At 64.7% G+C, this 20,953-nt stretch carries 6 protein-coding genes; 5 read left to right on the top strand and 1 reads right to left on the bottom strand.

Annotation, left to right across the window (positions count from 1 at the left end):
* Positions 1-340 precede the first annotated feature (340 nt).
* A complete protein-coding gene (locus tag FBR05_03365; protein MDL1871224.1) occupies positions 341-2,932 on the top strand; it encodes a hypothetical protein in 2,592 nt (863 codons plus the stop codon).
* A 7-nt stretch (positions 2,933-2,939) separates the two neighbouring features.
* On the opposite strand, the gene FBR05_03360 is transcribed toward FBR05_03365, so the two are convergent.
* On the bottom strand, positions 2,940-15,266 hold the full coding sequence (locus tag FBR05_03360; GenBank protein MDL1871223.1) for an FHA domain-containing protein: 12,327 nt from the start codon (positions 15,264-15,266) through the stop codon (positions 2,940-2,942).
* Positions 15,267-15,692: 426 nt separating this feature from the next.
* On the opposite strand from FBR05_03360, the gene FBR05_03355 reads away from it, so the two are divergent.
* From FBR05_03355 to murA, 4 genes are all read left to right on the top strand, one after another.
* Positions 15,693-17,594 (top strand): VWA domain-containing protein, encoded by a 1,902-nt coding sequence (locus FBR05_03355; protein MDL1871222.1) that lies wholly within the window; start codon positions 15,693-15,695, stop codon positions 17,592-17,594.
* A gap of 170 nt (positions 17,595-17,764) precedes the next feature.
* Positions 17,765-18,640, top strand: coding sequence for a peptide chain release factor N(5)-glutamine methyltransferase (gene prmC, locus FBR05_03350; GenBank protein ID MDL1871221.1), 876 nt, complete (start codon positions 17,765-17,767; stop codon positions 18,638-18,640).
* Between the two features lie 46 nt (positions 18,641-18,686).
* Positions 18,687-19,475 carry a methyltransferase domain-containing protein gene (locus tag FBR05_03345; protein ID MDL1871220.1) on the top strand — a complete coding sequence of 263 codons (789 nt, stop codon included), beginning with the start codon at positions 18,687-18,689 and terminating at the stop codon, positions 19,473-19,475.
* 217 nt (positions 19,476-19,692) lie between these two features.
* On the top strand, positions 19,693-20,952 hold the full coding sequence (gene murA / locus FBR05_03340) for a UDP-N-acetylglucosamine 1-carboxyvinyltransferase (GenBank protein MDL1871219.1): 1,260 nt from the start codon (positions 19,693-19,695) through the stop codon (positions 20,950-20,952).
* Position 20,953 lies beyond the last annotated feature (1 nt).

The following is a 20,953-nucleotide window of genomic DNA, read 5'->3' as shown; positions in this document are numbered from 1 at the left end:
GCCCCTTCCAGCAAGATGCTTTTCATCATCGGCCGAAAGGCGTGGTTGAGGTGCTATCTAATTGATAAATTTTAGCAAAGAGGGTGCCAAAGGCCTAGGGCTAACCTTTCTTGAAATCATTGATTTTTTAATAATTTGCCGCTTATCAAAATGAGAAAATTCTCATATTGAAGCCGCGGTTAGGAGAGATTTTGAAATAATCGGAAGTCGCCGGCTTGGCTATAGGGTGCGACCTCCCCTTCTCGCACAACTTTTTCGGGCGACGGCGATAAGTCCCCACCTACCTACCTTTAAATGAAGTTTCGCCCGCATTTTTCAGTCCTCGGGGGGCTGAAGGGCGATGGATGCACGGATCTATTCGGAGGGCACCTTGATCCGGAACCTCACCGACCCGCAAACCGCGGCCTTCGCGGCGGCGTTGCGCCTGCGCGCGCCGCAGGCGGCCGAGCTGGACGCCTTGTCCCGCGAGGGCGACGCCGAGCTCCGCGCGCTCGGCCTGCTTCGCCTTGCCGATCGCGTGGCCGAGGCCCGCCGCCCGGACGCCGCCGCGGCCCTCTACCAATCCCTCATCCAGCCAGGCGGCGATCCCCAAGTACAAGCGCGCGCCCGCCGGCGGCTCGAGGCCTTGAGCGGCCGGGGCGGCCTCGGTCAGAAATGCGAATTTTTTCTCGAGCACCTGGCCGCGCACAGCCTCGACCCCCTGGCCCTGGCCACCATGACCTTGGGCGGCGCCACCTATCGCATCGCCCGCCTCGGGGCCCTAAGCTCCGGCGCGCCGCGGGCGGCCGCCGCGGTCTTCGCCTGGGGCACCGAGGTCTCGACCTTCACCCTGGCCGGACGCCTCGGGGCGCGCTGGCTAGGGCGGGAGACCCCTTCTTCCGTGGGACACGACCTCGCCTCCGCTGCCCTGGTCCTCGGCAGCCTGCGGCTCAGCGCTTGGGCCGGGGGCTCGCTGTTTCGCAGGATCGGCGCCTCGTCGCCCGGACCAAGCCCCTTCCCCGCGGTCTCCACAAAGATCCTTCCTTTCGCCGTCCCCTTCGCGGGCATCACCTTGGGACACGGTTTGGAACAGAGCCTCGGCCTGCGCGAGGCCCAAGGCGCCGCGGGGCTCTTGGCCGACAGCTTCACGACCCTGTTTCATTTTCAAGTCGCGGGACGACTGGCGCACCGGATCTTGGGAAAAGATTTTTCGCTTTGGGAGCGGCGCATGGACCTGCAAGCGGAGCGGCTGGGCGCGGGGCTCCCGCCGGCGGCGCCGCGCCTGCAAGCGGTGGCCGAGGGATTCGTCCTCGGACCGCCGATCGCGGGGGCACCGGCAGCCCTGCGCCACTACAGCCTCTCCCGGCGCCACGGCTCGGAATCCCCGCCGCCTCAGACCCGCCTCGAGGCGCTGCGCGAGCGCTTCCTTCCGCTATTTCCGAAAGCGGAATGGGTCTCCCGCGCGGAGGAGATCGTCCAGACCGTGGGGCGCATCCACTGCGACCTGCCGGACTTCCACGAGCGGCTCCTCGAGGCCCTGATCCGCGCCCCCCGGCCGGGCAGCCGCGAGCAGCTCTACCTCGTGCTGGCGATCGAGGACGTCTTCGCCTCCGACGCCGTCCGCAGCGCCACCGGCAGCTTCGACTACGCGCTGCTGCAGCGGCTGCTCGGCCGCGCGGTGTCGGAGTCGGACGGCCCCTACCGAAACCAGGTCCTGCAGGCGATCTTCAGCGGGATGGAAGGCGGCCGCGCCCGCGAGCATTGGCTGCGGCTGGCGGAGGGACTCGGTGAGAACGCCGAGCCGAATCTCTTCGCGGAGCCGCTCTACACCGAGGGATTTTGGCGGGCCTACGGCGACTTGGCCGGTGCGGCTTGGGCGAACTATCGCCCCCAGGACCACGTCGCTTTGTTCAACTTCGCCTACCGGAATTCCATGGGCCTGAACCGGCAGGCCGAGCGCATCATCCGAACCTTCGGCGCCGGCCGCGAAGACCCGCGCTACCCCGCCGCGGAGATCGACCGCGCCCTGGACCTCGCTCGGGAAATGCCGCAGGGCGAACTTATCCTGCAGCGCCTCCACGACCTCTTCGCCGTCCAGGACAGCCCCGCGAAGCTCTTCGAGCTCTCCCGCGCCCCCGGCTCCAGCCCCAAGCTCTCGCAGCTCTTGCACCGGCTTCGCCAAGGGCGGACCCGCGAGTCGCTCGCCTTCGAGATCAACGGCTCTTCCCACACCGCCTACCTCAACGACGTGCGGCTGGCCCGCAAGGTCCTCTCCGTCATGGAGGACGTCGCGCCCTACCTCCACGATCCTGCGCTGAGGGAGGCGAACAAGGCCCGACTCGTGAAAGCCTTTGAAACCTGGGCCGCCGAGTCGCGGGACCTGGCGGTCGGGGATCTCTTCAGGCTCTTGGAGACCAATTCCAGCCCCGTCACCGAGGCCCTGATGCTCGCCTGGATGGCGCGAAAATTCGACGTCGAACTCCTCCCCGCGGCCGAATTCGACCGGCGCGTCGCAGCCTGGGGCAAGACGCGGGACTGCGACCTGTCGATTTTCTTTCCGCACGGCGGCGAGCGGGGCGGGCCGCTCATCCTGATCAAGGCCCCCGAGCTCGACCTCGGCAACGAGGCCGGGCGCAAGCGCGCCTTCGCCGAGCTGATGAACCGCGTCAAGGCCCTGGCCCACGAGGCCGAGCACTGGCGCCACGTCACCGGGAATTACTTCGGGACCGAGCGCGGCTCCCGACCCCTGCAACTGGCCGAGGCGAGCCGCGAGGAGCGCTACGTTTCGGAGATCATGGCCTACCTCGAAGAGTTCCGCTGGCGGGCGCGCAACCTCGACGCGGATTTTTGGGAGATCTCGCGGCGACTGGGAGAGACCCTGCCGGTCTACCTGCGGGGGATGGCCGACCGGTCTTACTTCGGAGCCTCCAACCAAGCCCGGGCCCTGCGCTAGGCGCGACTCATTGAACCCGGCCGGCCCGCGGCTCGTGATGATAGATGATGTTGATGTCCGGGGGCAGAAGGGGATGGCTTCCGGCGTAGAAGGCGTCGGTGATTTCGATCACGCGGCGTTGTCCGCCGATCTCGACCTCATTCCACACATGCGCCCCGCCGATGATGCTGCCGCGGACCATCTGGACCTTGCGGACCCCCATGTCGGCCAAAAAGGCCTGGGTGAGCAGGGCGAGGTGGCGGCAGAAAGGGAACTTCCGCTTCAACATCTCGCCCACCAGGATTTTCTGGTCCCGCTTGTCGGCGATGAAGGCGTCCAGTCGGCGCAGGGCGCCCTTGGCGTCCTCGCCCGGGTCGCGAAATTCCTTGCGGAGCATGAAATTGTAAATGCTCATCGCCAATTGCAGGTCCCGCTCGAAATTCGGATCCTGGGGGTCCAAGAATTCCTTACCGATGGCGCGCCTCACCTGCTCTTGGGCCTGGGCCAGGAAGTCACGCACCACGACGTCCTGGCTCCGATCCCAGACGATGATCTCGCGGTTGGCGGGATCTTCGGCATAGCGACCCGCGCCCTCCATATAGACCGCGCTGCGCCCCGGGACCTCCAGGCCGTTGACCGGGGTCCCTTCCAGCAAATTCTCCTGGGTGAATTGCTTCGCCTGATAGAGATGGGGATGGACGATGGCCCAATCCCCCGCGGTGATGGTGCGGGAGAGATCGCCGTCCCCGGCTTTCCTCTGGGCGGTCCAGGTGATCTTCTCGTGGCCCATCTGCAAGATGTCGCCGTCCTTTAAAGTCACCGCCTCGCCCGAAGGGAGACGCCGGCCGTTGACGAAGGTCCCGTTTAAGCTGGCCACCCATCCCTTGGGGCTTTGGGCGCCGTCCCGGAGCTCGTAGACATCTCGGTCGCCTTCCCGCTTGTAGCTCAGGGTCGCCTGGCGCCCGGAGATCAAGCTCTTTTTATCTTGGGGCGAACCCAAGACCCAATCACCCACGCGACCCAGGACGAGGGAGCCCTTAGTTTCCAAGAGCCGCCGGGCATCGGCGGGTATTTCGGTCCCTCCTGGAACCGGCGGCTCGCCTTTTTTGGCCTCGGTTTTTCCGGCGCCGCCCTCCGCCGTCTCGTGAAAATAGACGTGGACGGTGATGTTGTCGGAGGGCTTGTAGTGGTCGAGCAGGGTGCCGCCGCTCTGGCGATCCCAAATGTTGGCGTTCTGGTCGATCCAGCGCTGCTGTCCGTCCGGCGTCGTGATGGGGGTGCGCAGTCCGAGGGGGCGACTGAAGCTCTCGATCAGGATTCCGCCCTCCTTGGCGCTGTAGACGGAATAGACATAGGAGTGGGTGGCCTCGTCGAGGTCGCGGCGCATGTAGCGCTTCTTCCCGTCGCGAAGCACCTCGATGCGTTCGCCGGGGCCTAATTCCCCCCATTGCAGCTTCCACTCCCGCTTGGCGCCCATCGCCTCGTGGGCGCTGCCCATCCTTCCGAAGGCGGTATTAAAGATGCCGTCCATGGCCTGGCCGGGATTTTTGGCCGCGAGGGCCTGGCCGGCGATTTCCCGCGAGCTCACGCTGTCGCTCACCCCGTCGGACATCATCACGATGCGGTCTCCCGCCTCCAGACGGACCTCGGTGACGACTGGCAGGGTATTCTTGCCGCCGCCCAAGGAGCCCAGGACCACATTGGACCTGGGATGGGCGCGCTTCATCAATTCGACGTCGTCGGTGTGCAGGCCTAATTTTCGGGCGGTGGCCGGGAGGCCCTCGGCGGCGAGATTTTTCTCCACGAGATCTTCCACCAGGGACTGATCCTGGGTACGGTGCTTGATGCGGCCGTCCTTCCCGATCACCATCCCCACCGCGTCTCCGACGTGGACGAGAACGGCCGTGCGGCTGCCGTCGGGATTCTTGACGATGAAATGCCCCACCGCGACGACGCTGGAGCGCGCGTAGGGCGAGGCATGGATGGCCTCTCCGCCCGCGAGCAGGGCTTGCTGGAAGACCTGGGCCGGCGGCCCGTCGCCCGCGTGCTCGGCCATGTATTTCGCCACCGCCTCGCCGAAGACCTTGCCGGCCTTGCCGTGCGAGCCGCCGGTGCCGACCTCGTCGATCACCACGGCCCAGTCCTTGCCTTGGACGAAGCCGTCCTCATTGTAACTCTTGCCGACCCCCTCGTGGGTCTTCGCCGCCGAGATCCCGTATTCCTCCGTCGCCTGGGTCTTCAGGACGGTGCCGCGGCGGGGCCGGCCGGGTTCGTTTTCCGCCAACAAGGCCTTGGCGCCATAGAGCGGATCGGAGGATGGGGCCGGCGGCTGGTCCCGCAGCGCCTGGTCCGGATGAGGCAGGGGCGCGACGCGGTCGGCCTGGGCCCGCGCGTGGCCCGTTCCGTCCCGGAAGTGCAGGCTTACTTCGGGACTCCCGGGGGCCTGCCGCAGGGTCTGTCCCTCGACCTGGAACCAGCCCATGCCGAACCGGAAGTAGTCGTGGTTCTCGACGGGGATGAAGCCGTCCGGACGCGGGGCCTTGGGCTGGAGGTTGCCCCCGAACACGTCCGTCGCCTCGACCGGATAGAAGATCCAGCCGGCGCCTTCGCGGCGCAGCTTGCCGCGCAGGACGGGCTCGCCGGAAGACACGCTGTCTTGGATGACGACGGCGAGCCCCGCCTTGTCGGAGAGCTTGGCCGGGTCGCCGACGAAGACGTCGAGCTCTTGGACTTTCGGCGGCAGAACGCCCAGGTCGATCGCCCGATGCTCCAAACCCAGCTTGAAGGTCGAGAAGACCTCCGGGACCCGATCCACCACGGGCACCCGAGGCGGGGTCGTTTCGACGGCGGGGCGAGGCGCGTCCAGCGGAGGCCGTTGGGGCGGCGCCTGGTCCCAGGCCACCGCGCGACGCTGCGGCAGCGGTGGGGGCGCCTCGGACTGGCCCGCCGCCTTGCCCTTGGCCAGCTTGAAAACCAAACCGCCGATCCCGCCCAAGACCAGCAAGGTCGCCCCCACGATCCAGGGCGCGGTGCCGCCGCCGGAGGCCTCCGCGGCCTTGTCGGCGGCATGGGCGAGGTCCGGAGCGAGCAGGGTCACGAGGCCGGCGACCAGGCCGGGCAAACCGCCGGCGGGACGCCGGTCGGCGGCGGGCTCGCCCGCGCGCGGAGCGGCTTCGACCTTGTCGACGGTGGAGACGGCCCAGGGATCGGCCTGATCGGAGACCACAGGGGCCTGCTTTTCCGGCATCGCCCAGTGCAGCGGGGCCTCCGGGCTCAAGGCGTAATAACGGTAGAAGCTCGCCTCGACCAGACCTTGGATTTTGACGAATTCGGGGGAATTTTTTCCGTCCTGTTTGACCTTGAGGGATTTGAGCCAACCTTGGAACGTCGCGGTCGGTCCCGCCGTCGCGCGCCACTTTTCATAGCCGGCCGCGAGGTCTTTATCCGCCAGCACCGCCTGGGCCAGGCCGGTTTTTTTTGGATCGGTCTCCCGCAACCAGGCCTCCGCCTTGGAGAAGGCGGGCGCCGCGGCCCGGCCCTGCGCCTCGGAGAGGAGGATCTGCTCGTAGCTGTGGGTGCGCAGGACGCCGAGGACACTGTTCGTCATGTCGGGCGCGAAAAATAAATCGTGGAGGCTGGCGTCCTTGTTGGCGGGCGAGCTGGAAAGAATCGTCATGTACTTCGCGACGTCGATCTGGCCCTGGTGGTCGCCCAGCATGAGGGCCTGGACATAGGGCGGGAGTTTGCCGAAGGCCTCCCGCATCGTCTGCACCTGCTTGGCGAAATCGGCGTCCCGCATCAGGACCTCGATATCCGGAATCCCCTTTTCACCCAACTTTTTCGAGACGGCTTGGAAGGCCTCGAGATAGGGCTTGAGCTGCTTGTCATAACCCTCGTTGAAGACGTGGGACTTGATGCCAAGGCCCGCCAGGGAATTCTTCACGACCCAGCTCGAGACGAAGCCGTGGTATTGGATGGCCTCCCACATCCGCTGCGCCTCCAGCGGATCCAGGATCCCCAGCTTCACCAATTCCTTGCTGCGGGAGCGGACGGTCTCGGCGTCGTGGTGCACCAGGATGGCGGTCATCCCGTCGAAGGGCAGCGTGACTTTGGCCGGATCCAACTTCTGCTCGGCCAAGGCCTCCTTCAGGCTCTGCCCTGCCTTGACAACGATGTCGGCGCCCGTCTTGTTGAAGGGCGAGGTCTTCAGGATGGTGTAGCCGGTCTTGGTGCGGATGTCGGGGTCCCATTTGCCGGCGTCGTGGTAGAGGGCGGCGAGGAACATCGCCTTCTTCTCAGCCACGGTGGGCTTTTCGCCTTTGGCCGCCGCCATCATTTCAAAGTGGACCAAGGTCCCTTCCACCACCATGGGCACGTGGGTCAGCTCCGCCGCCCCGATTCGCACCGCCGGGTTGTTGTGCAGGTAGAGGTCGCCCACCAATTGATAGAATTGCTTCCGGGTCAGGCCGCCGGCCTGGTCGACGATGCCGTGGGCCTTCGCCGTCAGGGCCAGGTCGATCATGCTGTCCACCGATTTGACGTTGTCGGTGGAGACCTTGATGCCCTGGCGTTCCAGGTCGGCGACGATGCGTTCCCGCAAAGCCGTTCGGTTTTCGAGCGTTGCCTTCCCGTCAAAGACCTCGCCGGCGATCTGCCGGGTGATATCGGGCATCACCTTGGCATAGGGAAGGCCGTCGACCGTGTATTGCCGCTGGGCGAGAGTCTGCCGGAAGGTAGCCTCCGCCTCGGTCAGGATCTTCTCGTAGGAGGCGATCTCGGCGGGATCGGCCTTCCTGGCCTTCATCCGCGAGATCTCGGCCCGCATCAGGTCGAGCTGCTCGCGCTCTTCGCGGATCTGATGGCCGATCCTGGCCTCGGAGCTCGTTCCGATCTTCCCGACCTCGAATTTCAAGACGATGCGTTGGCTGGTTTCGACCACGGCGCCGTTTTCGACGCCCTTGCTTTTGACCAAGACCGTCACCTCGCCGCTCTTCCGATCGGGGGCCCATTTCAAGCCCTCCAACATCTCGAATTCCCCGCGGGCCCGCATTTTTTGGACGAGGTCCAAGGCTTGTTGCGCGCCGGCGACCCTGACATTCATCTGGACGAATTCCTTGGCGGGGACCCGGCTCCAATCGTCGGCATAGACGCCGATCTTCTCCGGAGGCGAAAAATTCAGCTCGTAGGCGAAATCGGGCCTTTCGTTGGAAATTTGCCGCGCTTGCTGCAGGGAGGGGAAGCTCTCCACACCCAGGAAAATTTCCAGGGGGGCGAGCTTCGCCTTCGTCTCCAGCATGGCCGCGGCATGGGCCCGCTCCATCCGATGGTATTTCGAATTGTGCAGGCCTTCGGTCCGGTCTTGGACCTCTTTCCACTTTTTATTCAGGGCCTCGCGCTTCGCCAGGCTGGGCTGCTTTCGATAGTCCTTTTCGAGGGACCGATATTCGTTCCACAGGCCTTCCAATTTTCCGAATTCCTGTTGAAAGGCCCGGGCCTCCTCGCCCCAGGCATCCCGGCGCTCGGCGAATTGCGCCAAGGTGGTCCGCGTGTCTTTGCCGCCGTAGTAGTCGAAGAGCTCGCCGACCAGGTGCTCCCCCGCCTGGCGGGTGCCGGTGGCGTAGTGTCCGGAGCCGCCCTTGCCGGGGGCGCGCCAGTGGAACTCGAGATCGCCGAGCTTCAGCGACATGCCGTCCTTCAGCGCCATCCCGCCCTTGGGGACGTCGACCCATTTTCCCCCCTCCTCGTATTGAATCTTGCCGTTCTTCGGAACGAGGTCGAAGCCGCCGTCGCGCGGGTTCAAGTCCAGGGCCCAAGGATCTCCGGGCAGCTTCTTATCCCGGCTGCTCCAGTGGACGGATTTTTCGGCCTTGGATGGCACGCTGTAGCCGTCGAGGCCGTCGGCCGAAAGCAGGAGCCCCGGCGACTCCGGTGCCGCCTCGGTCTTGGAGCCCTCGGCAGGTTGGGTCGGGGTGGGGGTGCGCCGGTCGCGCCCCGCTTTCACGGTCTTGTCTCCGGGCAGAACGGGGGTCGGCGCGCCGACGCGATCCGCTTGGCCGCGGGCCGCGGCGGTGAGCGGCTGGGGCTCGGTCTTGGCGGCATCCTTCCCGCGTGAGTCGGCTTCCTCGTCGGGCTGGGGCGCAACTTCCTTTTGCTTGGCGCCCTTGCCCTTCGGCCTATCGACCTTGGTGTCCTCGGCACGGCTTTCCGCGACCGCCTTGGGCTTGGCCCGCTGGGCCGGCCCCAGCTTGTACTGGCTGCCGTCCTTATTGAGGTAGGTCATGGTGCCGCCGCTGCGGAGATGGGCCTCCAGGTCGACGGCGACCTTGGGCCAATGCCCGTCCTCGGGGTTGGTCTCGCCCCGGGCCACGGACTCGAAGTGCTTGAGCAGGAAGTCCCGGTGGGCCCGGTACTCCGCGCTGCCCGGCTTGTAACCGGCGCTGCGCAGGACGCGGTCGGCCATTCCCTCCATCGCGAGCTTTTGGTTGGCCGCGCTGAAATTTTCCGTGTGGGCCCAGGCGAGGATGCCGTCATTCAGGGAGGCGAATTGCTTCGCCGTCGCCCGCTGCGCCCCCGCGCCCTCGGCCTCGCTTCGCTCGACGCGCTCCACCCGGCCGTCCCCGATGCGAAACTGAACCCGGCCCTCGAGCATGCCCTGCAGGTCGGCACTCCACTCGTGCTGGCCGCGACCCTCCTTGGCCGACCAGCGGAACAGGGCGACTCGGTCGGAGAGGGGGATGCCGCCGAGCAGCAGGCCGGCCTGGTCGACGTCGCTCAAGTGATAGTTGGCGTGGGCCTCCATATTCTTCAGGGTGGCGGCGAAGGCATCGAAGTCCGGCGAGGCCCGCATCGCGTCCACCAAGAGCATGCCGGCCAGTTGCCTTCCCTCTGATGTCTTGCTGAAGGGGGCCTTGGCATCGCCGCCGAATTTGTCGACGATGTTTTTTAGCAGCTCCGGCTGCTGGGCGAGCACTTCTCCGAAGCGGCCCAAGTCCTCGGCGCCGTAGCCGCGCTCCAAGGCGAGGGCGACCAAGGCCTTCGCCAGTGCGTCCTGACCCTTCACTTGGTCCATGCCGGCCTTGGCCAGCAGCTGCTTGGCGGCGACTTCCTGGGCCTCGAGCAGGCGGCCCAATTCCGGAAATTCTCGGAGCAGGGCCTCCGACTTCTTGCCGTGGGCCAGGGCCTCGGCGAACTGCTTCATGACAACCTTGCCGTGTTGGCTCGTGGGGTCGAGGTTGAGGCGCTCGCGGACGAAGCCGTCCAGGTCCTTGAATTCGCCCAGTGCCTTCTCCGCCCCGGGAAGGTCGGTGGCGTGCTGAAGGATGTAAGCAAGGGTCTTGCCTTCCGCCGAATCCGGGTCCATGCCCAGCTTCTCGACCAGGCGATTGGACTTGCGAACAGCCAGCATCGCCCCGATTTGTTTCGGATCCTGCCCATCCAGGACGGAGGGTATCTCCTGGTGGGCACGCTCGGCCGCCAACTTCCTCGCCTCGGGGGCGCTGAGTTTCCCCTGCTTCATGAGCTGCTGATAATGGTCTTGAGCGACCTCGGCCTTGAGCTTAGCGCGCAGCTCGGCGTTGGCCGCCCAATTGCGGGTGGCGATATTCAGTACCTTGGTGCCGCCGTGATAGGCGAGCTGCCGCACCCCTTCGCCCAAGTGGCGCTCCAGGGTCCAGAAGCCCGGGCCCGGGTGACCTTGGATGGTTTCCAGGGCGTAGTTCATGGCCGCGGAGAGCTCGGTCTGGACGAGCATCATGCCGGCGAAGTTCCCCACCTTCATCCCGACCACGGATTCGCCGCGTTGGAGGGCGGCCTGAATGGCGCGGTCGCCGATGCCCAGCTTGTCCGCGAATTTGCCCCACAGCCGGTTGCCGCCGTGGAAGGCCAGGCTGGTCACGATATTGAAGCCGACTTCCTTCCACTGGAAGTCCCGGTTGTGGATCGCGGAGGTCAGGAAGGTCTGGACCAGGCCCTCCGCGGCCGCGCCGGTGATCAGGATGCCGCCCTTGGTGGCGGCGCCGGCCCAGCGGCCGGCATTCAACATGCGGATGGCGAGCTTGGTCCCGCTCATCCCCGCCCGCACCGCCGTCCCCACCCCCAGGGTCAGCGGCAGGGTGACGGCCATGACGATGGCCTCGGTCTTCAGCGCGTCCCAACTGTGGTCGGCCAGGTTGTCCCACTCGTCGTTGGGATCCTTCATGTCGTTGAAGATCTTCCAGGCCTCTTGGGCGATGGGGTCGTGGTTGCCGACCATGTTGGGCATGTGGCCATAGGCCTCGGACCGGATCTTCAGATCGACCTTGGCCGCTACCGCCTGATCCAAGGCTTTTTGAATCAGCGGCTCCGTCAACTCGGCCCGCCTTTTTTCAATTCTTTCCCGGATGTCTTTTTGGAGAATCGCGTCCCCGCCGGGGATATCGGCGTCCCCGCGAAGCTTCTGGGCCGCCAGGGCCTCCTCCACGGCCTTATCGGTGTCCTCCCTGCTAAGCTGCACCCGGCTTTTGTTCTTCTTAAAGGCCTCCCGAATCTCCTTCTCGAGCTTGGCTCGGTCCTTGGTTTGGACCTCCGTCTTGATCTCTTGGATCCGGTCGGGACTGATCTTCTGCTTCGCGGCCTCCAAATCCTTCCCGAAGAGTTTTTCCAACAACTCGGCGGCCGTGGAATAATCGCTGTTGCCGCGCAGGGTCTTGGCCAACTCCAGACTATAACGCCGGTCTTGGTCGGGGCTGAGGCGCTGCTCCAGGCCGGGGCGAAGCTCCGCTTCGAGCAGGGCCTTGAAGCCCTTGTCCTTCTCCCAACCCAGGTACCCGTCGAAGAGGTAGGCGAGGGTCTCGGGCCGGCCGGGAGTCAGGGCGTCGAACTTCGTCCCCGGATGAATCATATTGTGGGAATGGACCTGGAAGGCCTCGCCCGCGGCCTTCTGGCGTTGGTACTCCGCCTTCAGATTCCGCATCGCCTCGTCGAGGGTCAAGGCGCGGCCGGATTCGATTTCCGCCCGCAGGGCATGAATCATCACCTTGTTGAGCTTGGCCTGGGTGGTCTTCGGCACATACTCCATGGCCGCGCGCTGGGCGAGGTTGAGTTCGTTGAATTCGCCGAGCTGGTCTAAGGATTTGAGGCTGATTTCCTTCAGGACCAGCTTGGTCTGCTCGTACATGGCGCCGATCTCGGGATTCTTCTCGAGGTAGCCGGGATCAGCGGCCACCTGGGCCTTCACCGCCGCGTGGAAATCGGCCATCTTGAGACGGGTCGCGTGGATCTTGTCCTGACGCAGCAGGGCCTGGGTCTCGTAGAATAATTTTTGGACGGGGTCGGCGGAGGCGGCGGCCTGCCGCTCGTTCCAGCGGACGAAGGCGAGGTTGTCGAGCTTCTGCAGGGTCGAAAGCTTCCGTTCCACCTCGGATTTTCCGTGGACGGAAATCGTGCCCGCGGGGCTGGGCGGCTCCGGCTTGAAGATCACCTGGCCTTCGGGGCCGATCTCCACCAAGTTTTGCAGGTCGGCCGGCAGGTCCGAGGTCTTGAGCCCGGCCTTGCGGAGGACCTTGTTCACGCCCTCGTGATAGGTCTTCAGTGCGGCCTCGGAGCCGAGGTTTTTCACCCCTTGCTCGAGCTCTCCCACTTCCTTGCCGATTTCCTGGAAGGCCTGGATCTTCGCCTCGGCGATCTGGGGCCCTTTCAATTTTGGGTCGGGGATCCACAGGCCCTGGTCGAGGCCGCTGCCGGCGACGGCCTGCAGGGCCCGCGTCACCGCCAGCTCGCGGTTCTGCAGGCGGTATTGGTCGAAGGGCGGCGGCGGCACGGCCATGTCCTTCCAGAGACCGCGCATCCGCTTTAATTCCGTTTTGAGGTTCTTCAGCTCCTCCAGATAGAAAGACCACTGCAGGGCGATGCGTTCCTTCGCGGCGGCGTCGGGGGCCTTGGCGAGGGCGCTGCCGTAATCCTCCACGGCGCCCTTGTAATTCTCGCGGACGTGCCGAATCCTGGCCCGCAGCAGGTGGGCCTTGTCGTCCTTGGGGGCCCGCTCGATCCAGGCGGTGGCGCTGGCCTCCGCCGCCTCGTAGACCTTGGCGGCCTCGACCCACTGGTCCTGGGTCTGGGCCTGGCGCTCGAGGATGCGGGCGTGGTGAAACTTAAGCTCGGCGTCGATGGCCGCGGTGCTGGCCTTGAAATAGGGGTTCTCGGCGAGGAGCTTGGAGTGGTGATTCCACCGCGCGTCCACCGAGACCCAGGTCTTTTGCAGCAGGCGCTGCGCCTCTTCCGTCTTTCCTTGGGCGAGCAGCGCGTCCACCCGGCGCAGGCCTTTGTGGATCTCCTGGTCCTGCTTGAGGGCGGAGTCTTTGTAGAGGTTGCGGACCTGCTCGAGGCGCTCCAGCAGGCGACGGGCGACCTTATCCTTGGGGTCTTGCTTCAGCAGTGCGGCCGCGGCCTTCTCCGCCTGGAGATAGAGGTCTTGGGCCTCGCGACCCTGGGCGACTTTTTTCCCATCCAGGGCCCGGGCCTGGTGGAACTTCAGCTCGGCCTCGAGGCGGGCGCCGCGGGCGTGGAAATCAGTGCCCTCCTCGAAGAATCTGCCGTGGTTGTCCTGCCGCACTTGGAGGGCCTTGGCCGCTTTGCTTAACAGTTTCTTGGCGGCCTCCGTCTTTCCATCCCGGAGCAGCTCGTCCGCACGGTCGAGGTCTTGGCGAATCTCCCGTTCCTCCTGCAACGCCGCGCCCTGCTGCTTTTGCCCCACCTGGATCTTGCCGACCCGGGCCACGACCTCCAAGGCCGCCGCGTCCTTGGGGTCCTTGCTCAAGGCGACCTGGGCGCTGCTCTCGGCCAGCACGTAAAGGAAATGGGCCTCGCTGAATTGGTCGGCGGTCTTGGCCTTGGCCTCCAGGAGGCGGGCCTGCTGGAATTTCAGCTGGGCGTCAAGGCGGGAGGTGCGGAGCTGGTGATTCGGTTCCTCCCAGAGCATCTTCGCGTGGTGGTCGAAGCGCGCCTCCGAGGTCTGGGCGGCGCGCTTCACGAGTTTTTCGGCCGCCGCGATCTCGCCTTGGGCGAGCAAGGCGTCCGCCTCGCGCAGGTCCGCTTGGATGCGCTCGCCCAGATGGTTCATATGGTTGAGCTGGGTGGCCTTCAGGGTGTCCTGCAGGCCCGGGGTCTGGGGGGCCAAGCGCAGGGCATTCAAGAGATAGGGCTCGGCCTCCTTCAGCTGATTTTTTCCCAAATAATAGTGGGCCATCCCCAGCTGGGTCTCGGCGGCCTCGGGACGGTAGTGGACGGCGGCCTCGAGGTGCTGAAAACGGGCCTCCGGGGTCACGGCCAAGGTCGCCATCTTGGCGTGATAGGCGCCGAGTTTTTCGGTGAAACCGGCCTTGCCCGCAAAAAAGGTATCGGCGGAAAAGGGCGACGACTCCCAGGGCGGAGGCATAAGTCCCAGAGACTTCAGGGCCTCCCGCACCTTGGGGTCTGCGGCGTGCCGGTCGACATAGTTCAACAGCTGCGCAGCGGTGATCGTGTGGTAAACGCGGTTATCGAGGCGATTTCCCGAAATGAGCCCCGAGGGGATGCCCGCCCGACGCAGGGCCTCGTAGAGGGCAAAAAGTCGCGGATTGTCTTTTTGCGCGAAATCCAAGCGATAGGGCCGCGCCAGCTCGTCGGCGAGCAGGCATTTTTCCTCGTAGCGCTTGGCCTGGTCCGAATCGCCGCGCCGGGCGGCATCCAGGCCGGCCCATTCGTAGAGCGAGGCCAGAGTTTTATGCTCCGATTCCTTGAGCAGGACCTCGCCGGCAAAGGCGACGGCGCCCTGTCTCTGGATCTCGGGATCCTTGAGGCCCTGTAACCAGGTCATGAGTTCGGGGATTTTTTCCCCGCTGCGGAGGATGACTTGAGCGACGTGCCCGCGGGCCGCTTCGTTTTTTCCCCCGCGATACAGCAAGTCGGCGAGGGCCTGGTGGGCGAGACGCGTGTGCGGGCGCAGGTCCAGGGCCAAGCGGTAGGATTTTTCCGCCAGGTCGAGGAGGCGCGCGGCCTCCTCGGCTTTGTTCTCGGCCGCGGCCGCGGCGGCCTTTTTTTCAAAGTCCTTTCCCTTCCCCACCAGTCGATGGGCGCCGTCCTTCAATTCCCCGGTCAGGAGCTGCACGGCCTCGGCGTCGGCGAAGCCCAGGCCGCGGAAGGCCTGGCGGAGGGCGTCGACTTGCTTTTGAACCTTGGGGGAAAATTTATCGAGATGGGAGAGGACGTAGGCGACCACTTCCCGGGGCTTGGCCTGGCCGTCGCGGTCGAGGTCGACCTCTTGGGCGGGGATCTTGGCGTCGCGGTACCACTGTTGGAAGGCTCCGTAGAGTCCGCGTTGTTCGGGTATGCCGTTGGCCATGGCCACAAATCCTTCCTTAAATCGGCCGTTCTATTCTCACCAAGGAGCGAGGGGCTTACCACCGCTAATTCCGCCGCGGCCTTTGGGGCTTGAGCCTAGGCTCAACGCGATGCCGAGGATAGAACTCGGCGCTACCCTTCGGCGGAGGGTGCTTGGGAAGGAGTGCCGATTATTTAGGGATTCAATTGTAATGCCAAATGGCCCAAATAAGATTAATTTATATAACTATATGATATTAAATAAATTTAATATATAGCCCAAAAGGGCTGGGACTTGATTGTGCATTTAAAACGCTTTATATGTATAAATATATCAACAAAAATACATAATGATATTAAACTAATAACCTATTGATATTTTTAAATTTAATTTAGAAGTTAAATTGTTATTACCTTTCATCTGCTGCTCTCCCTTGCTGTCCCGAGGATGGCGCGACTTTATTTTCCAACAGCCCCTTCTCGGGGCCCGCAAGACAGGACCAGGAAGCGTGAAAGCTCGGTCGGCGAGGCTCTCCTTGCTCCGAATCGCGCCGACACCCCGAAAACAAGCTCGACAAATTTAAAACCTAATCGGAGCATGCGCCGTCCCTTCTCGCACATTTGTTGCCACGGAGGCCCCATGTCGCTGAAAAATTTTCGCAAACCTACAGCCCTCACCCCGCTCTTGCTGCTCTCCTTTCTCCCCTTGCCGATTCCCCTTCGCCCCGCCTGGGCGGCGCCTCAGCCCCCGGCGGTGATCCGCAGCTGCGCGACTCCAGTGGAATACGAAAGCGCCCGGGCCAAGCACCGCCCCGCCCCCGCCCCGATGGGCGGCGTCTCCGGTTCCGCGCCGGCGACCTCGATGGCCCAGCAGCCTTTGATGAAGGCCGCTCCCCCGCCGCCCGCAGGCGATGCCGCCAAGGCCGAGCGCTCAGCCAACATCCTCTCCGAGGCGAAGCCCGCCAAGGACGGCCTCGACGTCCATCAGGCCGGGAAGAAGGTCGACAAAGAGATCCGCCGCGCCAGCGAGGTCTACTTGAGCAACGACGACTCGATGAGCCTGGCCAGCGCCCAGCGCCTGCTCTACGCCATCAATAACTTCCTGCCGATCTACCGCAACGAGATCCGGCCCCACGAGTTTCTCAACTACTTCCACTTCCAGACCTACCCCATGGTCCCCGGCCAGACCTTCAGCGTCAAGGCCCAGCTGGCGCCGCGCGAGAAGGGCGAGACCCTCGCCCTGGCGGTGCAGGGCCGCAAGCTGACCAAAGAAGAGCGCCGCCCGGCGGTTCTCACGTTGATCCTCGACAAGAGCGGCTCGATGGCCTCCGACGGCAAGATGGAATACCTGAAAGAAGGCATGGCGCTGCTCAAGGCCCAGCTGAAGAACGGCGATGTGCTCAACGTGGTGGAGTTCGATCACCAGGTCTGCAACGCGGTCGAGGGCTTCGTGGTGGGGCGCGACGGGATGGAAGGCTACGACCGCACGGTCGCCGAGCTCCAGCCGCGCGGCTCGACCAACCTGCACGACGGCCTGGTCGAGGGCTACAAGCTCGCCGAGCGCTTCCACGACCCCGAGAAGATCAACCGCGTCATCCTGATCACCGACGCCATCGCCAATACCGGCGAGCTCTCGGCGGACCTGATGGCCTCGATCGGGAAGTACTACGACACCAAGCGCATCGCCCTCTCCGGCATCGGCGTCGGCCTCGATTTCAACGACGAGCTGCTCGACACGCTCACCGACAAGGGCAAGGGCGCCTACCTCTTCATCGGCCTGCGCGAGGCCCTGCCGCGGGTCTTCGGCACCGACTTCGTCAGCCTGCTCGATACGGTGGCGCGCGACGTGCATTTCAAGGCGAGCTTTCCGAAAAACGTGAAGCTGGACGTCTTCTACGGCGAAGAGGTCTCCACCGAGAAGGCGAAGGTGCAGCCGATCCACTACTTCGCGAACACCTCGCAGCTCTTCCTCTTGGACCTGCTCGGCCAGGGCGGCGCCGAGGAGAGCTACGGCCTGCAGATCGAGTACAGCGATCCGATCAGCGGCGCGGCGAAAGTCGAGAACTTCAGCGCCTCGGCGGCCTCGCTGCGCACGGCCGGGCAGGAGAACGTCGCCAAGGCGCGCCTCTTGATGGCCTTCGCCGGCCTGTTGGAGAAGACCTCGCTGCCCGGGACGCGACCCTACGCGGGCTGGCGCATCAAGGCCGAGCCCAGCGGCTCGCAGAAGGCCGAAGGGAAGAAGGCCTGTACCGAGGCGCAGACGGCGATGGCGGAGCAGACGCGGGTTTACTCCGACCAAGAGACGGGCTACGTCGTCGACTTGACAAATAAGTATTGTGCGAGATTTTGATGTGATAGGGGCGGACCTGGTGTTCGTCCGAACTTGCCGGCGATTTTGACGCGTCTTGATTCTTGCAAACCCTGTAGGGGCCGTTCGCGAACGGCCCCTACAGCGTTTGTAGAATCGCCGGCGTCGCGATCCTCGCCGACCCCCGGGGCGAACACGAGGTTCGCCCCTACATGGACTGGTCCATTGCAAAAATTCTTGCCTGGTCGACGGACTACTTCCAAAAAAAATCCGTCGACGCCCCCCGACTCAACGCCGAGCTCCTGCTCGGCCGCGCCCTGGGGCTCTCCCGTGTCCAGCTCTACGTCCAATTCGACCGGCCCCTGACCGAGGCCGAGCTCGCCGCCTTCAAAGAGCTGGTCCAACGCCGCGCCGCCCGCGAGCCGCTCGCCTACATCCTGGGGGAGCGTGAATTTTACTCCCTGCGCTTCGAGGTCTCGCCGGTCGTCCTGATCCCGCGCCCCGAGACCGAGGAATTGGTCGAGCGCGGCCTCGATCACCTGCGACGCACCCATCCCGCCGAGCCCAAAATCCTCGACGTCGCCACCGGCTCGGGCTGTATCCCCGTGGCCCTCTTGAAAAATCTCCCCGGGGCCCGCGCCCTAGCCTTCGACCTCTCCGAAGAGGCCCTCGCTCTGGCGCAGCGCAACGCCGCCTCGCTGGGCGTCGCCGAGCGCGCCGCGTGGCTGCGGCACGACTTGTTTCAGCCCTGGCCCGAGGCCCTCGCAGGTCCCTTCGACCTGATCACCGCCAACCCCCCTTACGTCGCCGAGTCCGAATGGGCGACCCTCGAGCCCGAGGTCCGCGAGCGCGAGCCCAAGCTCGCCCTGGTCCCTGGCCCAGCCGGAACCGAGGCCTACGCGGCGATCCTGCCCCAGCTCCCCGCCCGCCTCGCGGCGGAGGGCCTGGCCCTCTTGGAGATCGGCATGACACAGGGGCCGGCCTTGTTGGAAATGGCGCGCCGTTTCTGTACCGACCTCGAGGCCCGCATCCTCCCCGACCTCTCGGGCCGCGAGCGCTTCCTCGAGATCGGAAGACATTTGCCCTGAAGCGAGGCCTGGTGCTAGATTGCGGCCTTCCCGGAAAAGGCCCTGCATGGACATCGCCCAAATCTACGACCAGCTCGTCGCCGATCACTTCGACGAGGACCTCTTCCAAATCTACCAAGACGCCCGCGAGCAGGCCTTGGGGCAGATTCGTGCCAAGGCGCCGGCGGCGGCCCCGAGCATCCTAGATTTAGGCATGGGGACCGGCGAGTGGCTGCTCAAGCTGGTCGGCGCCTTTCCGCAGGCGACCTGCCACGGCGTCGAGCTCTCCGAGAAGATGATCGGCGTCGCCCGCCGCAAGTTCGCCGAGCGCGGGCGCGAGGTGAAGATCATTCACGAGGACGCCAATCACTTCGGCAAGCACGTCGCGGCGGCGACCATGGACCTCGTCACGGTGCACTTCGTCCTCAACTACATCGACCGCAAGCGCGTCATGGCCGAGGCCTTCCGCTGCCTCAAGCCCGGCGGGCTGCTCTCGGTGGCCAGCAGCACCCACGACTGCTTCGCGGCGCTCCACGAGCTGGGCAAGCAGTTCCTCTCGGCCGAGGAGATCAAGGCCCAGTTCTTCATCCCCGAGGACTTGAGCGAGCTGGAGGCGGACCTGCGGGAGGCCGGCTTCGCGGTCGCGCGCGGGGAGGTCTTTCAGAAGCAGGTCCGCTTCGAGGATTTCGACCATTTCTACCACTTCGCGATGCATTCCGGCTGGCTGGCCGACCCGATCTTCCTCAAATACATGAGCCAGGAAAACCTAAGCCTGTACCGGGAAGTCGGGAAGGCGGTCTTTCCCCTGGAGGACAGCTTTCAGGCAGCGATCGTGCTGGCGGAGAAACCCCGGTAAATGGGGCCGGGCCCCTTGCAATCCAAGGCAAGAGTCTATACAACGACCGCAAAATTGTAGGGGCGGCGTGTTCGCCCGCCGGGAAAAATTCCAAATTCGTGATGGATGCGGAATCCGTAGGGGCCGTTCGCGAACGGCCCCTACGGCCTCCGCAAAACGCGGATATTTTGTTGTCAAGCTTGCTTCGGGGGAAACACAAGGTTCGCCCCAATAAAATATGGACAAAATCGTCATCGAAGGCGGCCGCCCCTTGCGCGGCAAGATCAAGGTCTCCGGCTCAAAAAACGCCGCGCTGCCCATCCTCGCCGCCACCCTGCTGACCAAGGGCAAGAGCGAGATCCGCAACCTGCCGCGGCTGGCCGACGTCCAGACCATGGGCAAGCTGCTGAAGGACCTGGGCCTCAAGATCCAGCTCTGGGGCTCGAAGATGAAGGTCCATGCCAACGGCTACAGCCGCCACGTCGCCGCCTACGAGCTGGTCAAGACCATGCGCGCCAGCGTCCTCGTCCTGGGGCCCCTGGTCGCGCGGCTGGGCAGGGCCAAGGTCAGCCTCCCCGGCGGCTGCGCCATCGGGGCGCGCCCCATCCACCTGCACCTCAAGGGCCTCGAGGCGATGGGCGCCAAGATCAAGGTCGAGCACGGCTACGTCGAGGCCGAGGCCAAGCGCCTGCATGGCGCCACCATCCACTTCGACACCGTCACCGTCACCGGCACCGAAAATCTCATGATGGCCGCCACCCTCGCCGAGGGGACGACGGTCTTAGAAAACGCCGCCCGCGAGCCCGAAGTCATCGATTTAGCCAACTTCCTCAACGCCATGGGCGCCAAGGTCCACGGCGCCGGCACCTCCACCATCACCGTCGAGGGCGTCGAGCAGCTGCAGGGCGGGGTCTATTCCGTCATGCCCGACCGCATCGAGGCCGGCACCTTCCTGATCGCAGCCTGCCTGCCAGGCAGCCAAGTCCTACTGCAAGGCATCCCTTACGAGTACGTCGAGGCCCTCTCGCTCAAGCTGCAGGAGACCGGGGCCAAGGTCGAAGTGAAGAAAGACGGCATCGCGATCAGCGCCCCCAAAAAACTCAAGCCCGTCGACATCTCGACGGCGCCCTACCCCGGCTTCGCCACCGACCTGCAGGCCCAGTTCATGGCGCTCATGACCATCGCCGAGGGCTCCAGCGTCATCCGCGAGAACATCTTCGAGAACCGCTTCATGCACGTCGGCGAGCTGATCCGCATGGGGGCCGAGATCAAATTGGAAGGAAACTCCGCCGTGGTCCGCGGGGTGAAAAACCTCTCCGGCGCCCCCATCATGGCCACCGACCTCCGGGCCAGCGCCTCCCTGGTCATCGCCGGGCTTGCGGCCCAGGGGATCACCGAGATCACTCGGGTTTATCATATTGATAGAGGCTACGAGAAAATTGAAAAAAAATTTCGGAAATTGGGTGCAAGAGTCAAGCGAGTCAAGGTAAAGTACTGAC

Source organism: Deltaproteobacteria bacterium PRO3, assembly GCA_030263375.1.
Taxonomy (GTDB): domain Bacteria; phylum UBA10199; class UBA10199; order DSSB01; family DSSB01; genus DSSB01.
This window is presented reverse-complemented; position numbering and strand designations above follow the sequence as displayed.

Coding starts and splice junctions, on each gene's coding strand:
- FBR05_03365 (MDL1871224.1), top strand. CDS start 341: ATGGATGCACGGATCTATTCGGAGGGCACCTTGATCCGGAACCTCACC.
- FBR05_03360 (MDL1871223.1), bottom strand. CDS start 15,266: ATGGCCAACGGCATACCCGAACAACGCGGACTCTACGGAGCCTTCCAA.
- FBR05_03355 (MDL1871222.1), top strand. CDS start 15,693: ATGGCGCGACTTTATTTTCCAACAGCCCCTTCTCGGGGCCCGCAAGAC.
- prmC (MDL1871221.1), top strand. CDS start 17,765: ATGGACTGGTCCATTGCAAAAATTCTTGCCTGGTCGACGGACTACTTC.
- FBR05_03345 (MDL1871220.1), top strand. CDS start 18,687: ATGGACATCGCCCAAATCTACGACCAGCTCGTCGCCGATCACTTCGAC.
- murA (MDL1871219.1), top strand. CDS start 19,693: ATGGACAAAATCGTCATCGAAGGCGGCCGCCCCTTGCGCGGCAAGATC.